Raw genomic sequence first — 13,015 nt, forward strand, 5'->3', positions numbered from 1 at the left:
GAAAAGTGGATGCTGATGACTGCCGCGAAACTCGACCCGATCGACTTGAAGATCCTCGACGCCATCCAGCGCGACGGACGCATCACCAAGCTGGCACTGGCCGAGCAGGTCGGCCTGTCGCCGACGCCGTGCTGGATGCGGCTGCGCAAGCTGGAAAAGGCCGGCATCGTCTCGGGCTACCACGCCAGGATCGCCATGCGCGTCGTCGCACCCGTCGCAACCGTGCTGATGGAGGTGACGCTGGCCAACCACCGCCAGGCCGATTTCGACCGCTTCGAGCGCGTCATCCGCGACATTCCCGAGATCGTCGCTTGCTGGTCCGTCGGCGGCGGCGTCGACTATGTGCTGAAAGTGATGGCACGCGACATCGACGCGTACCAGCGCCTGGTCGATGGCTTGCTCGACCGCGAGATCGGCATCGATCGTTACTTCACCTACATCGTCATCAAGACGGTGAAGGACGAGATTGCGCTGCCTGTAGCCGACCTGTTGCCGGTCTCGCCATAGGGATCGGAGAGATCGTCTCGCCCAAGGACGCAATAGAGAGAAACTCTCTACATCAGGGCATCCAAACAGCCCCTCTGTCTGCATAGGACGAATAGTCTTCCCGCATCAGTCCGAACCGGGAGGCCTCGACCATGTCCGCGCATTTTGCCCGCTCGCATCGCCATGAAGCGCTCGATCGCCTAGCCGACCGCCGGCTGCTTCGTGAGCTCGCCTATATCGATGGGCACTGGACGGCAAGCGAGGCTGCTGAAAGCTTCGAGGTCACCGATCCGGCCACCGGCACGACTGTCGCTTTCGTCGCCGCGCTCGATGCACGGCAGACGACAAAGGCGATCGATGCCGCCGCGCGCACCTTTCCGGCCTGGCGGTCGCTGTTGCCGCAGGAGCGCTCGAAAATCCTGCGAAAATGGTTCGATCTGATCATTGCCGCCAAGCAAGACCTCGCTTTGCTGATGACGCTGGAACAGGGCAAGCCGCTGCAGGAATCGCTCGGCGAAATCGACTATGCCGCCTCCTTCGTCGAATGGTATGCGGAAGAAGCAAAACGTCTGAACGCCGAGAGCGTCACCAGCCATCTGCCGAACGCCGAAATGATGGTGCGGCGCGAACCGCTCGGTGTCGTCGGCGTCGTCACGCCGTGGAATTTTCCGTCGGCGATGCTGACCCGCAAGGCAGCGGCAGCACTAGCGGCCGGCTGCACCATCGTCGCGCATCCGTCTTCGGAGACACCGCTGTCGGCGCTGGCGCTGGCCGAACTTGGCGAGCGCGCCGGCTTGCCGGCCGGCGTCTTCAACATCGTCACCGGCAAGGCTTCGGCCATCGTGGGACGGATGTGCGAGGACCCACGCGTTCGCGCCATGAGCTTCACCGGCTCGACCGAGATCGGCCGGCTGATCGCCGCCCAGAGCGCGCCGACGATGAAGCGGCTGGTGATGGAGCTTGGCGGCCATGCGCCGCTGATCGTCTTTGCCGACGCCGACATCGACAGAGCGGTGAACATCGCCATCGATGCCAAATTCGCCACGTCGGGCCAGGACTGCCTCGCCGCCAACCGCATCTACGTCCAGCGTCCGGCCTACGACCGCTTCTGCGCCGCCTTCGCCAGGCGCATCGAGACGTTGCGGACCGGCAACGGCCTTGCTCAGGGAATCGACATCGGCCCGCTGATGCATGAGCGCGCCGTCAAGAAGGTCGAGGAACAGGTCGCCGACGCACTGACCCATGGCGCGCGCTGCCTCACAGGCGGCAAGCGCCATGAGACCGGGCCACTGTTCTACCAGCCGACGCTGCTGGCCGATGTCAGCGATGAAGCGCTGATCATGCGCGAGGAAACGTTTGGACCGGTTGCCGCCGTGACGCCGTTCGACAGCGAGGACGAGGTAATCGCCCGCGCCAACGCCACCGAATATGGCCTCGTCGCCTATGTCGTGACCGAGAACGGCGCCCGCCAGCAGCGCATGGGCCGCGCGCTCGACTACGGCATGGTCGCCATCAATCGCGTCAAGATCACCGGCGCGCCGATACCGTTCGGCGGCGTCAAGCAGTCCGGCATCGGCCGCGAAGGCTCGCGCCACGGGCTCGAAGCCTTCACCGATCTGAAGTATCTCTGCCTGGACATCTCTTAATCCGTCCGGCCATCCCTCAAGGAGTCAAAAAATGCTCGACCAGTCCAACGAACTCGCCGCCTGGGATCGCGATCACTTGTTCCATCCCTCGACCCATATGGGCACGCATGCGCGCGGCGAGAGCCCGACGCGCATCATGGCCGGCGGTGAAGGCGTCACCGTGTGGGATAACAATGGCAAGAAGAGCCTCGACGCCTTCGCCGGCCTCTATTGCGTCAATGTCGGCTACGGCCGGCAGAAGATCGCCGACGCCATCGCCGCCCAGGCGAAGAACCTCGCCTACTACCACGCCTATGTCGGGCACGGCACCGAGGCCTCGATCACGCTCGCCAAGATGATCATCGACCGCGCGCCGAAGGGCATGTCGAGGGTGTATTTCGGCCTCTCGGGCTCGGATGCCAACGAGACCAACATCAAGCTGATCTGGTACTACAACAACGTGCTAGGGCGGCCTGAGAAGAAGAAGATCATCTCGCGCTGGCGCGGCTATCACGGCTCGGGCGTGATGACGGGATCGCTGACCGGGCTCGACCTGTTCCACAACGCCTTCGACCTGCCGCGCGCGCCGATCCTGCACACCGAGGCGCCGTATTATTTCCGCCGCGCCGACCGTTCGATGAGCGAGGAGCAGTTTTCGCAGCATTGCGCCGACAAGCTCGAGGAGATGATCCTGGCCGAGGGGCCGGAAACGGTCGCCGCCTTCATCGGCGAGCCGATCCTCGGCACCGGCGGCATCGTGCCGCCGCCGGCGGGCTACTGGGAAAAGATCCAGTCGGTGCTGAAGAAGTATGACGTGCTGCTCGTCGCCGACGAGGTGGTGACGGGCTTTGGCCGGCTGGGCACCATGTTCGGCTCCGACCATTACGGCATCAAGCCGGACCTGATCACCATCGCCAAGGGCCTGACTTCGGCCTATGCGCCGCTGTCAGGCGTCATCGTCGCCGACAAGATGTGGCAGGTGCTGGTGCAAGGCTCCGACAAGCTCGGCTCGCTCGGTCATGGCTGGACCTATTCGGCGCATCCGATCTGCGTTGCCGCCGGCGTCGCCAATCTCGAACTGATCGACGAGATGGATCTTGTGACCAATGCCCGCGACACCGGCGCCTATTTCCGCGCCGAGCTGGCCAAGGCGGTCGGCGGTCACAAACATGTCGGCAACGTGCGCGGCGACGGCATGCTGGCGGCGGTCGAATTCGTTGCCGACAAGGACGACCGGGTGTTCTTCGACGCGTCGCTCAAGATCGGACCGCAGGTGGCGATGGCGCTTGCCGCGAGCGGCGTCATCGGCCGCGCCATGCCGCAGGGCGACATTCTAGGCTTCGCGCCTCCGCTCTGCCTGACCCGCGAAGAAGCCGACATCGTCGTTTCGAAGACCGCCGATGCGGTCAAGAGCGTGTTTGCCAATCTCTGAGATCGATCCATGAATGCCATGACCAAAACTGTCCCCGCCACCATGGCCGCCGTGCTGCTTACCGGGCACGGCGGACCGGAAAAGCTCGTCTACCGCAGCGATGTAAAAGTTCCTGCGCCTGCGCCAGGTGAAGTGCTGGTGAAAGTCAGCGCCTGCGGGATGAACAATACCGATGTCTGGGTGCGCCAGGGCGCCTATGGCACGGAAGAGGACGCGGCTGCGGTGTCGACCTGGCGGCGCCAGGGCAACACGCTTGTTTTCCCGCGCATCCAGGGTACCGACACTGTCGGCACCATCGCCGCGGTTGGCGAGGGCGTTTCGCCTGGCCGTATCGGCGAACGGGTGATGGTCGATTTCTCCATCTACAACCGCGACGACGATTCGCTCGCCGACATCGACTATATGGGCCACGGCCGCGACGGTGGTTATGCCGAATACCAGGCCGTGCCGGCCGAGAATGCTCATCTCGTCGATACGAACATGACAGACGTCGAGCTCGCCACCTTCTGCTGCGCCTATTTGACCGGCGAACAGATGCTGGAACGGGCCGCGCTCAAGGCCGGTGAACGCGTGCTTGTCACCGGTGCTTCGGGCGGTGTCGGTTCCGGCATCGTGCAGCTGGCGCGAGCGCGCGGCGCCATTCCCTACGCCGTCGTCGGCAAGGGCAAGGAACAGGCGGTGCGCGACATCGGCGCCGAGGCTGTCATCACCCGTGGCGTTGCCGACCTGCCGCATGCCGTGAACGAGGCGACCGGCGGCCAGCCGATCGACGTGGTCGCAGACCTCGTTGGCGGCGCCATCTTCAACGATCTGTTGCGCATCCTCAGGCCCGAAGGCCGCTATACCACCGCCGGCGCGATCGCCGGTCCGGTCGTGCAGCTCGATCTCAGGACGATGTACCTGAAGCAGTTGCAGCTGCACGGCTCGAGCCAGGGCACGCGCGCGGATTTCCGCCGCATCGTTGGATACATCGAAGCGAAGAAAATCCGGCCGCTGGTCGGCGGCGTCTACAAGCTCTCCGATTTCCACCGTGCGCAGGCGGATTTTGTCGCCAAGGATTTCGTCGGCAAGCTGGTTGTGGTGCCGGATGCCATGTGGGGTTCGGCTGGCTGAACAACCTATGCCTCAACACTGCCTCGATGTGGAAATGAGCACGACACGGGTGTTTGACGGGCTTTTGCAGTATTTCCGCATTGCGCCGTCCGAAACCAGGACGAAAAATGGCCGGGCGCGAAGACGGCCCGGCCAAAAGAAGGTCAAACCTTCAGAGGGGAACACCGTCCAGCGGAATGGGAGGAAACCGCCGAACGATTTTGCCAGTCTGGGCTTATTTCTGCGCTTCGGCCACGAATGGAATTCCAAAAAATGTGCAAATTGGCAAAAATTCGTGCTCAGCGCCATAAAGCCTTCACGAGCCCGCGGCTCCGGTCTCGAGCAGATCGGCATAGTGGCGGCGTGCCACGTCGGGATGTGAACGCAGGCGGCTCTTGAGCACATTGGTGCCGACATCGCGGAACAATGGGTTGTCGGGATCGCTTGCGGGTCCGCGTGCCTGCGCCGCCAGTTCCTCGGAAAGGCTGAGAAGCGGGATGGTGGCATCCAGCCGCGCGCTGAAGAAGAAGGGCACGGAAATCCGCTCGACGCCGGCAGGCGGCGTGACGACGCGGTGCACGGTGGCGCGGAGATAGCCATTCGATGCCAGTTCGAGCAGTTCACCGATGTTGACGACCAGCGTTCCGGGGAGCGGGTCGACATTCACCCAGCTTCCATCATAGTCGACCTGCAGTCCCTTGTTGTCGTCCTGCAGCAGCAAGGTCAGGAAACCGCCATCCTTGTGCGCGCCGACGCCCTGGTCGGTGCCGGTCGCCTGACGGCCGGGATAGCGCACGATCTTCATGCGATGGTTGGGCGAATCCCGGTAGATCGCGTCGAAGGCGTCCTCGGGCTGGTCGAGCGACAGCGCGAAGGCCTTCAGCAAGCGAATCGCCACCGCCGTCGCCTTGGTCTGCCATGCCAGCAGCGCCGGCTTGAGCTCCGGCAACGCCTGGGGCCACTGATTCGGCCCTTGCAGCCGCGTCCAGGGTGCTACTCCCGGCCCTTGCGCTATCGGCTGGCGCTCGACGCCGATGTCGAGCTGCTCACGCCAGTCGGCCGTGCCCCTGGTCAGTTCGCCGCCGGCGCGGGTGTAGCCGCGAAACTGCGGGGACTTGACCATTTCGATGGCCAGCTTGTCGGCTTCGGGCAATGCGAAGAAGCGGCGCGAGGCATCCAGCACGTCGTCGATCTCCGCGGCGGAAATTCCGTGGCCGCTGAGATAGAAGAAGCCGACGTCCCGGGCCGCCGTGCGCAGGTCGAGGAGAAAGGTGCGATGCTCGGACGCACCTTGTTCGAGACGGCTCAGATCGAGCACCGGCACAATTCTGGGCATGGTCAGGTTCCTTCCATTCTCTGCCTTGCCTGGGAGAAGTAGAAGCGACCACAGGCAGCAGATCCGGGCACGGATCGCGCCTCCAAAAGTGGCACGCGGTGGCTGCCGATCAAAGCAACGGGCACTCCAATCTGGTCCGAATGGAAGAACGCCAGCGCTGCATATGATGGCCTGTCGGCAAATAATGTTCCAAGCTGCTCTTTTGCCCGCAATGCATCGCGCGGACCGTCCTTCGAGCGCGACATCGTCCAATAGCAGCTAGCGGAACAGATATTTCGACACTTCCGGGTTGCCGCGACGCCACATCACATTGTCCAGGAAGTAGTGGTGCACGTTGATGAATATCCACGCAATGAAGAGGAACAGCGACGAGCCGAGCACCTGTTTGTCATAGGGGACCAAGGCAGTCAGCGCCATCGGCACGAGCCAGAAACCAAGCGCGCCAAGAATTGTGCCGGCGACGATGAATATCAGCACCCGCAGCCTGTACAGCGGCCCGACAATGGACAGGACCTTTAACCCCGGATCCCTGGTGGCATCCGCGCGGTCGCGCTCGACATTGGTCTGGTAACGCCAGACCACCGCCAGGTACTGCAACGAATGGAGCGCCGGCACCACAAGCAGCCAGAGCGGATTTATCGTCACGAACAGGATCCAGGCATAGAGGGTGACGACATAGGCGACAACGCCGTTATAGGGCAGCGCGCCACCATGCTTGCGCCAGCGATTGGCAAACATCACGATGGTGGCCGCGGAGGAAGCAGCCGCGACCGCGAGCGCGATGTTGAGGAGCCATGGCGGGACGGCGAATGTGTAGTAGTCCAGGCCCCAGAACTGCCGTTCGGTGATCACCGCGTTTGTCTGAAGCCAGGCGAACAGCCACACGGCATAGCCGTTGAACAGCAGCACCTTCTTGTCCTGATCGCTGAAGAATTTGCGCTTCAAGACGGCGTCCACCATCAGCATACCGTAGCCTTGCTTGACGTAGTGCCAGCCGACGAAAAAGCCCATCGCATTGGTGGCATATCCCAGCAGGCGAGCGTTCCCGGTTACGGAGCCATAGGCGAAGAAGGCGCCCATGATCAGCGGGACGACAATGCCCGCGAAAATGTAGCGAAGCTGGAGGCTCCTGTCGTACCCGTCACCGCGCACCTTGCGTGCGTAGTTGCGATAGAAAATCTGGTAGGAATGGGCGAAGTGCGGCTGGTTGATGAGATGGGACAGCAGGAACGCCGTCAGCGCCACCAGACCTTCGTATTTGAGCGGCACAAAATACAGCACCGGCAGGATCAGGAACGCGCTCCCGCCAAGCATGAAAAAGTCGATGAACGGACCAAAGAGATATTTCTGCGGAGCGACCGAGACCGGGGCATCCGCCGAAAGGTGAAGTGCCATGCTGCCTTCTCCCTGTGATCGTTTATTTAGCCATCGACCTGATTGCCCGGCAAGGTCCTCGGGCTCCGAACTCAGGCTGACAAAAGACCTGACGACAGCCGGCGGCGTCGGCGGCGCCGTTCATGATAGGAATTTTTTCTTGACTCCGTGCCCTCAGCTATGGTACATATTTGTCCATGGTGCTGATTTGCGCCAGTGACCCGCCGCACAGGCGGGTTTTTCGTCAGCCTACGCGCCGGCGAAGGCTCCGAAGCAACCCGTTAACCCGAGTTCGTAGCCCTGGTCCCGAACAGGCGGCGTGGGGAGAAAGGCCCGCACGGCTGTGCCGATCTCCAGTACGCGGCGAATCCAGCTATGCGGCTGCGAGGTTCAGTTAAGCTGGTTGAGGATTCCAGAACTGTTCGCCAGCACCAAACTTTTGTAGATCAGGAACGCTATCGTACAGATCGCGGCTATCGAGATCGGCACTCCGAACGGCACCACGCCCTTGCGATCCAAATGCTGGACAATGAGCCGAAAAGCACCGGCAGGCAGCATGAACGGGTTTTTCACGATTGCAGCGGTGGCGAGGGCGAAAACCAACAGCAGCACCGAAAACACAACCAGATCGCTGCCACCGATCAAAAAAGGCACCACAGCGATCAGCTTGACATCGCCGGCGCCGATCTTGCGCAAGGCCCAGAACGGGAAGAGCGCTACGAACAGCAAAAGCCCGGCCATGGCACTCAGCCCCGTGTCCCACCAGGATCCGGATTGGAGCGATAGCAGCAACATGCCCCCCGCCCCAAGGCAGAGCAGCAGCAGCACGTCCCGGTTGGAAATTTTCTGCGTGGTGAAATCGAGCCAGGCAATCCTTGCCAGCAGAGGGATGGCGAGGACCTTCAGCAGCAGCGCTTCGACGAGCAACATGCTAGCGCTCGATATTCTGCACGCTTGATGACAGAAGCTTCAGATTGTTGGCGACGGTCGGATCGTTGGGCGCCAGTTCATAAGCCTTGAGGAAATTGCTGCGTGCATCCTGCAGCTTGCCGCGCAGCAGGTAGGAATAACCGACATTGTTGTAATATTCGGGCGTCGCGCCGACCAGCTTGGACGCACGGGCATAGGCCCGGTCGGAAAGGTCGAAGCGGTGAATCCGGTCGGTGCAGGCGGCCAGCCCCATCCAGGCGCCGCCGTCATTGGGCGCCAGTTGCGTCGCCTTGAAGAACAGCGCGCCGGCATTGCCGTAATTTTCCGCGCGGAACTGGTTCTTGGCTTCGGCAACAGCCTGGTCCGAGGCGTAATATTCGACGTCACTGACCGTCTTCAGCCCGTCGAAAGCATCGCCGAAGGACGTCACATCACCCTTCGACGGCTCGTTGGTGCGGACCACACCGTCGGTGGCGTCCGTCTGGCAGCCTGCAAGTACTACCGTCAACAGGCAGGCTGCGACAGCGATAACCCTTCTCATATAGTTCCCCTCGAGGGCCCCCGACTCACATTAGGACCAAAGCATACATGTAACTAGAAGAAAACACCTTTCATGCGAATGATGATCGGCAGCAGGACAATCATCAAGACCACCGGAAAGACGCAGACCCCGAGCGGGATCATCATCTTGACCGGAAGCGCGTTGCCCTTTTCCTCTGCCCTGAGAATTCTCTTGCCGCGCATCTCGTCGCTGTAGACTCGCAGGGCATCCGTCAGGCTGGTGCCGAGTTCTTCCGATTGGCGGAACAATACCGAAAGTGCCCTCGCCTCATCGAGGCCCAGACGCTCGGATAGATCCCGGAGTGCCTCACGCAACGGCTTGCCGGCGCGCAACTGCAGATTCATGATCGCAAGCTGTATCCCCAGCCATTTGTGCGTGCCAGCCAGTTCCTGGCTCACCCGTTCCACGGCGGCCTCCAGGCTCATGCCGGCATCGGCGCAGGTGATCATCATGTCCATGAAGTCGGGAAAACCCCGGCGATAGGTTTCCTTCTTGGCATTCTCGAAACGATCCAGCGCGACACTCGGAATAACCAGACAAGCGAGGCCAAACAGCGCGGAGGCCGCGAATACAAGAATCCCCGGAATTTGCGGTGGGACCACGGCAAGCAAGCCGGTATACACTCCCAGAAAGCCGACGGTGACAGCCCCTATTCGGGACAGGGTATAGAAAAGGGGCGCGCTCGCCTGGTAGAATCCGGCACGAAAGAGCTTGGCTTCGAGAGCGTTAGGCTCGCCTCGCTCTTTCTCGACTGATCGGAAGTAGGCATCGACCGGTCGTTGCGCCGATATCTTGGCGAGTTGTTCCTGGCCGACCAACGACCGACGGCTGGCGATCCCTTCAGACAGCAGGTTTTGCGCGACCAGTTTCCGCGTCTGCAAGGCAGGCCGAAAAACCAGCGCGCCGAACAGGAACAGCGCCATCGCCGCCAGGAAGACAGCGATAGAAACCAGAAGGCCCAGATCCTGGGTATTTGAAAACAGGTTTATGTTTCGCTCCTGTCAGAAATCAAAATTGACCATTCGATACATGATGAAGTCACCGAGCAGCGCCCAGAGTCCGAAGATCACGAACGCCGGCATGAGAAGGGGACTGTTCCAAATATCCCCATAGTAGCTCGGCGCGATAACCATTAGCAGGGCAAGCATGACCAGCGGAAACAGCGAAATGATCCATGCCGACATCCTGCCCTCGGCCGACAGTGCCCTGATTTTCATCCGCAATTTCTCCCTCTCGCGCAGTACTGATGAGAGGTTCGAGAGGATCTCGGTGAGGTTTCCGCCTGTCTTGGCCTGGATGGAGAGCGACACCGAAAGCAGATGGAGACCTTCAAACCCCACGCGTTGCGAAAGTTTCCGCACGGCATTTTCAAGACTGAGGCCGAAGGTGATTTCGTCGGAGACAATGCCGAATTCGGTGCCCAGCGGGTCAGGCATTTCACGCGCTACAAGCGCGATAGCCACTGTCGTCGGATGACCTGCCCGCAACGAGCGCACGATCATGTCCAGCGCATCGGGAAGTTGGGCAGCGAATTTCAAGATACGCTTGTTGCGCGCGCGCCGAAGAACGAGGAGCGGCAGCGCAAACCCCACAAGCAGAAGGGCGATCAGCGCCACGACAGTGGAAAAGCCAAGAAACAATGGCAGCACCAACGCGAGCACCAACCCGGCGAGGAGGAACATTGCTGCGAAAGCCAGCGGATTACCGGTGATACCGGATTGTGTGTAGAGCCGGTTCAAACCGACCATGCCAAAGATGTAATCGCCTGAACCTGTCAGCCCGCGTTCACGCAGCAAGCCTTGCAGAGTCTTTTCGGCAGGTGCCTCCTCCGCCAGGCGCGCGAGACGTCGGTTGATCGTACCGGCTCGAACGCGCCGCGCGGCGTAAGACACATACAGGGATTCGGCGGCAAGGATCATCGATGCGGCCGCAAGCACATAGATGAAATAGAGCAGCGTCTGACCAGTGGGCATCAGAGCGGAACCTGCGGATTGAAGGCATCCTTGCCGAAGTGGTGGCCAAGCGTTGCGGCTTCCTGGGCAAAGCGCGGACGCACGCCGGTGGCGCGAAAGTCGCCGACGATCTGGCCGTCGGCTGTCACATCACGGCGGACGAAATGATAGATTTCCTGGAGCTGGACGACATTCCCTTCCATGCCGGTCAGTTCCGAGATGGATGTCACGCGCCGGCCGCCGTCGGAAAGGCGCTGGGTCTGTACGATGATGTCGATGGCGGATGCAATCTGCGCCCGGATCGAGTCGTGCGTCATCGGCATGCCGGCCATGCCGACCATCTGTTCGAGACGCGAGATCGCGTCACGCGGCGTGTTGGCATGGATGGTGGTCATCGAGCCCTCGTGGCCGGTGTTCATTGCCTGCAGCATGTCGAAGGCTTCCTCGCCGCGCACCTCGCCGACTATGATGCGGTCGGGCCGCATACGCAACGCGTTCTTCAGCAACTCGCGCTGGCGAACCTCGCCCTTGCCCTCGACATTGGGCGGCCGCGTCTCCAGCCGGCCGACATGAGGCTGCTGCAGTTGCAGTTCCGCCGCATCCTCGATGGTGATCAGACGTTCTTTCGAGGGGATGTAGCTTGACAGGGCGTTGAGCAGGGTCGTCTTGCCGCTGCCGGTGCCGCCCGAGACCAGGATCGATTTGCGTGCCTGAACCGCGATCCGCAACAGATCGACCATCGGCGGGCGGATCGAATTGAACGCGATCAGGCGCTCGAGCGAATAAGGGTTCTTCGAGAATTTGCGGATCGACACCAGCGGGCCATCCACTGAGATCGGCCGCACCGCGATGTTGACGCGCGAACCATCTGCCAGTCGGGCATCGACCATCGGCGCGGATTCGTCGACACGGCGGCCGATGGCGGAGACAATCTTGTTTATGATACGCAGCAGGTGTGCCTCGTCGCGGAACCGTATTGCGGTTTCCTCGATCACGCCACGCCGCTCGATAAATACCCGATTATGAGTATTGATCAGAATGTCAGCGATGGAATCATCCTTGAGCAGCGGCTCGATCGGGCCTAGCCCGAGCATTTCATCAGCGGTGTCGCTTGTCAGTTGATCGAGCTCGCGCGCATTCAGTGGCACGTTTCGGCTGCGCACGAACTCGCGGACGATCGGACGGATCTCGTTCAGGATCTCATCCTTGGAGGCGCTTTCAAGAGCGGTGAGATTGAACCGATCGATAAGGTGGCGATGAAGCTCGACCTTGAGCGTCAGAAAATCATCGCCATGTGTTTCAATGTCGGCCGCCGGCGAAAGGGGCTGAGCAACAGGCGGCACCGCCAGCGGCTCGACCTTTGCAACCGCCTGCGGCTCGCTTGGCCCCTTGATGAACCGCCCCAGCATAATCCCCTATACCCCCTGCAGCGCACATTAGTGGAAACTAAACGTTAACCAAGCGACGCACAAGCGCCGGGGTTTCTCACTTGCGCACAATACTCTCAACATAGTTAAGGAGTAGGCAAGAAAAATATCGTTTTTATTTCCGGCTGCACGCTGCCAAACATGAGTGGCGCACTGCTCTGTACCCTCGCGCGCTCCGGCATGGGAATTTCCCTCCACAGCTGGCCACAACCCCTTAGATATAAAGGAATATGTCATATTGCTAAAGTACGTCCATCTTGATTAGCCCATACGCATAATTGTGAACGAATGGTTAAGGACGCTTGAAAAATTAGACGAATCAAGCTCTTGCTGAAATTTAGGGCCGCACTCAACTCGGGAGTTCATGTATTGGGAAGTTAAGGAACCGTTAATCCCGTTTGACTCCGCAATTTCTCGGGACCTAGGATCGAGATGACGGGGGATGCTTGGGTATGGATTTCATCCTGGCTCGTCTCGTCGGGTTCAACCTCCAAAGGGAGAAATTATCATGAAGAAGCTCATGACGATGGCCCGGCAGTTCCGCGACGACGATAACGGCGCTGCCATGGTCGAGTATTCTATCCTTGTCGGCATCATCGCCGGCGCGGCAATTCTTATCATTGTCGGCATCGGTCTGTGGGTGAACGGTCGCTTCACCGGCCTCTGCACGGCGATGGCAGCCAGCGGCATCGGCACTTGCGGTGCGGGCGTCGGCAGCTAATCAAATGCTTCGGGCCCGGATCCATTCGATCCGGGCCTGAATCCAATCGCGGCGGGCGAATTCCCGCTCTTGGGGCTT

Annotated in this window: 12 protein-coding genes; 5 read left to right on the plus strand and 7 right to left on the minus strand. The window is 61.0% G+C overall.

The annotated features are described in order from the left end of the window. Positions 1-15 precede the first annotated feature (15 nt). The 4 genes from NKH57_RS18675 to NKH57_RS18690 all read left to right on the plus strand — a co-directional run bounded on the left by NKH57_RS18675 (position 16) and on the right by NKH57_RS18690 (position 4,656). Positions 16-507 (plus strand): Lrp/AsnC family transcriptional regulator, encoded by a 492-nt coding sequence (locus NKH57_RS18675; RefSeq protein ID WP_023756851.1) that lies wholly within the window; start codon positions 16-18, stop codon positions 505-507. 131 nt (positions 508-638) lie between these two features. Further along, positions 639-2,132: an NAD-dependent succinate-semialdehyde dehydrogenase gene (locus NKH57_RS18680; RefSeq protein ID WP_352946018.1), complete on the plus strand. Its 1,494-nt coding sequence runs from the start codon at positions 639-641 to the stop codon at positions 2,130-2,132. Between the two features lie 31 nt (positions 2,133-2,163). Next, positions 2,164-3,543: an aspartate aminotransferase family protein gene (locus tag NKH57_RS18685; RefSeq protein ID WP_352946021.1), complete on the plus strand. Its 1,380-nt coding sequence runs from the start codon at positions 2,164-2,166 to the stop codon at positions 3,541-3,543. Between the two features lie 9 nt (positions 3,544-3,552). Continuing rightward, positions 3,553-4,656 carry an alcohol dehydrogenase family protein gene (locus tag NKH57_RS18690; RefSeq protein WP_352946024.1) on the plus strand — a complete coding sequence of 368 codons (1,104 nt, stop codon included), beginning with the start codon at positions 3,553-3,555 and terminating at the stop codon, positions 4,654-4,656. 295 nt (positions 4,657-4,951) lie between these two features. On the opposite strand, the gene NKH57_RS18695 is transcribed toward NKH57_RS18690, so the two are convergent. The 7 genes from NKH57_RS18695 to NKH57_RS18725 form a co-directional block, all read right to left on the minus strand. Beyond that, complete coding sequence (locus NKH57_RS18695; RefSeq protein ID WP_352946027.1) at positions 4,952-5,971, minus strand: isopenicillin N synthase family dioxygenase; 1,020 nt, start codon at positions 5,969-5,971, stop codon at positions 4,952-4,954. Between the two features lie 258 nt (positions 5,972-6,229). After that, a complete protein-coding gene (locus tag NKH57_RS18700) occupies positions 6,230-7,366 on the minus strand; it encodes a hypothetical protein (protein WP_352946030.1) in 1,137 nt (378 codons plus the stop codon). 369 nt (positions 7,367-7,735) lie between these two features. Next, positions 7,736-8,275, minus strand: a complete 540-nt coding sequence (locus NKH57_RS18705; protein ID WP_352946033.1) for a prepilin peptidase — start codon at positions 8,273-8,275, stop codon at positions 7,736-7,738. 1 nt (position 8,276) lies between these two features. Then, positions 8,277-8,816 (minus strand): tetratricopeptide repeat protein, encoded by a 540-nt coding sequence (locus NKH57_RS18710; protein WP_352946036.1) that lies wholly within the window; start codon positions 8,814-8,816, stop codon positions 8,277-8,279. A gap of 53 nt (positions 8,817-8,869) precedes the next feature. Next, entirely contained in the window at positions 8,870-9,760 is an 891-nt protein-coding gene (locus NKH57_RS18715) for a type II secretion system F family protein (RefSeq protein WP_502907304.1), read from the minus strand. Positions 9,761-9,838: 78 nt separating this feature from the next. Beyond that, positions 9,839-10,810, minus strand: coding sequence for a type II secretion system F family protein (locus tag NKH57_RS18720; protein ID WP_352946039.1), 972 nt, complete (start codon positions 10,808-10,810; stop codon positions 9,839-9,841). After that, complete coding sequence (locus tag NKH57_RS18725; protein ID WP_352946042.1) at positions 10,810-12,198, minus strand: TadA family conjugal transfer-associated ATPase; 1,389 nt, start codon at positions 12,196-12,198, stop codon at positions 10,810-10,812. The genes NKH57_RS18720 and NKH57_RS18725 overlap by 1 nt, the downstream gene beginning before the upstream one ends. A gap of 526 nt (positions 12,199-12,724) precedes the next feature. Here NKH57_RS18725 and NKH57_RS18730 point away from each other — a divergent pair. Further along, positions 12,725-12,937, plus strand: coding sequence for a Flp family type IVb pilin (locus NKH57_RS18730; RefSeq protein WP_352946045.1), 213 nt, complete (start codon positions 12,725-12,727; stop codon positions 12,935-12,937). Positions 12,938-13,015 lie beyond the last annotated feature (78 nt).

This window comes from Mesorhizobium sp. M1050, assembly GCF_040318715.1.
GTDB lineage: Bacteria > Pseudomonadota > Alphaproteobacteria > Rhizobiales > Rhizobiaceae > Mesorhizobium.

Bases quoted from the DNA above. Each gene is read 5' to 3' on its own strand.
- NKH57_RS18730 (WP_352946045.1), top strand. From the start codon at position 12,725: ATGAAGAAGCTCATGACGATGGCCCGGCAGTTCCGCGACGACGATAAC.
- NKH57_RS18680 (WP_352946018.1), top strand. From the start codon at position 639: ATGTCCGCGCATTTTGCCCGCTCGCATCGCCATGAAGCGCTCGATCGC.
- NKH57_RS18725 (WP_352946042.1), bottom strand. From the start codon at position 12,198: ATGCTGGGGCGGTTCATCAAGGGGCCAAGCGAGCCGCAGGCGGTTGCA.
- NKH57_RS18690 (WP_352946024.1), top strand. From the start codon at position 3,553: ATGAATGCCATGACCAAAACTGTCCCCGCCACCATGGCCGCCGTGCTG.
- NKH57_RS18695 (WP_352946027.1), bottom strand. From the start codon at position 5,971: ATGCCCAGAATTGTGCCGGTGCTCGATCTGAGCCGTCTCGAACAAGGT.
- NKH57_RS18700 (WP_352946030.1), bottom strand. From the start codon at position 7,366: ATGGCACTTCACCTTTCGGCGGATGCCCCGGTCTCGGTCGCTCCGCAG.
- NKH57_RS18705 (WP_352946033.1), bottom strand. From the start codon at position 8,275: ATGTTGCTCGTCGAAGCGCTGCTGCTGAAGGTCCTCGCCATCCCTCTG.
- NKH57_RS18710 (WP_352946036.1), bottom strand. From the start codon at position 8,816: ATGAGAAGGGTTATCGCTGTCGCAGCCTGCCTGTTGACGGTAGTACTT.
- NKH57_RS18675 (WP_023756851.1), top strand. From the start codon at position 16: ATGACTGCCGCGAAACTCGACCCGATCGACTTGAAGATCCTCGACGCC.
- NKH57_RS18685 (WP_352946021.1), top strand. From the start codon at position 2,164: ATGCTCGACCAGTCCAACGAACTCGCCGCCTGGGATCGCGATCACTTG.
- NKH57_RS18715 (WP_502907304.1), bottom strand. From the start codon at position 9,760: ATGGCGCTGTTCCTGTTCGGCGCGCTGGTTTTTCGGCCTGCCTTGCAG.
- NKH57_RS18720 (WP_352946039.1), bottom strand. From the start codon at position 10,810: ATGCCCACTGGTCAGACGCTGCTCTATTTCATCTATGTGCTTGCGGCC.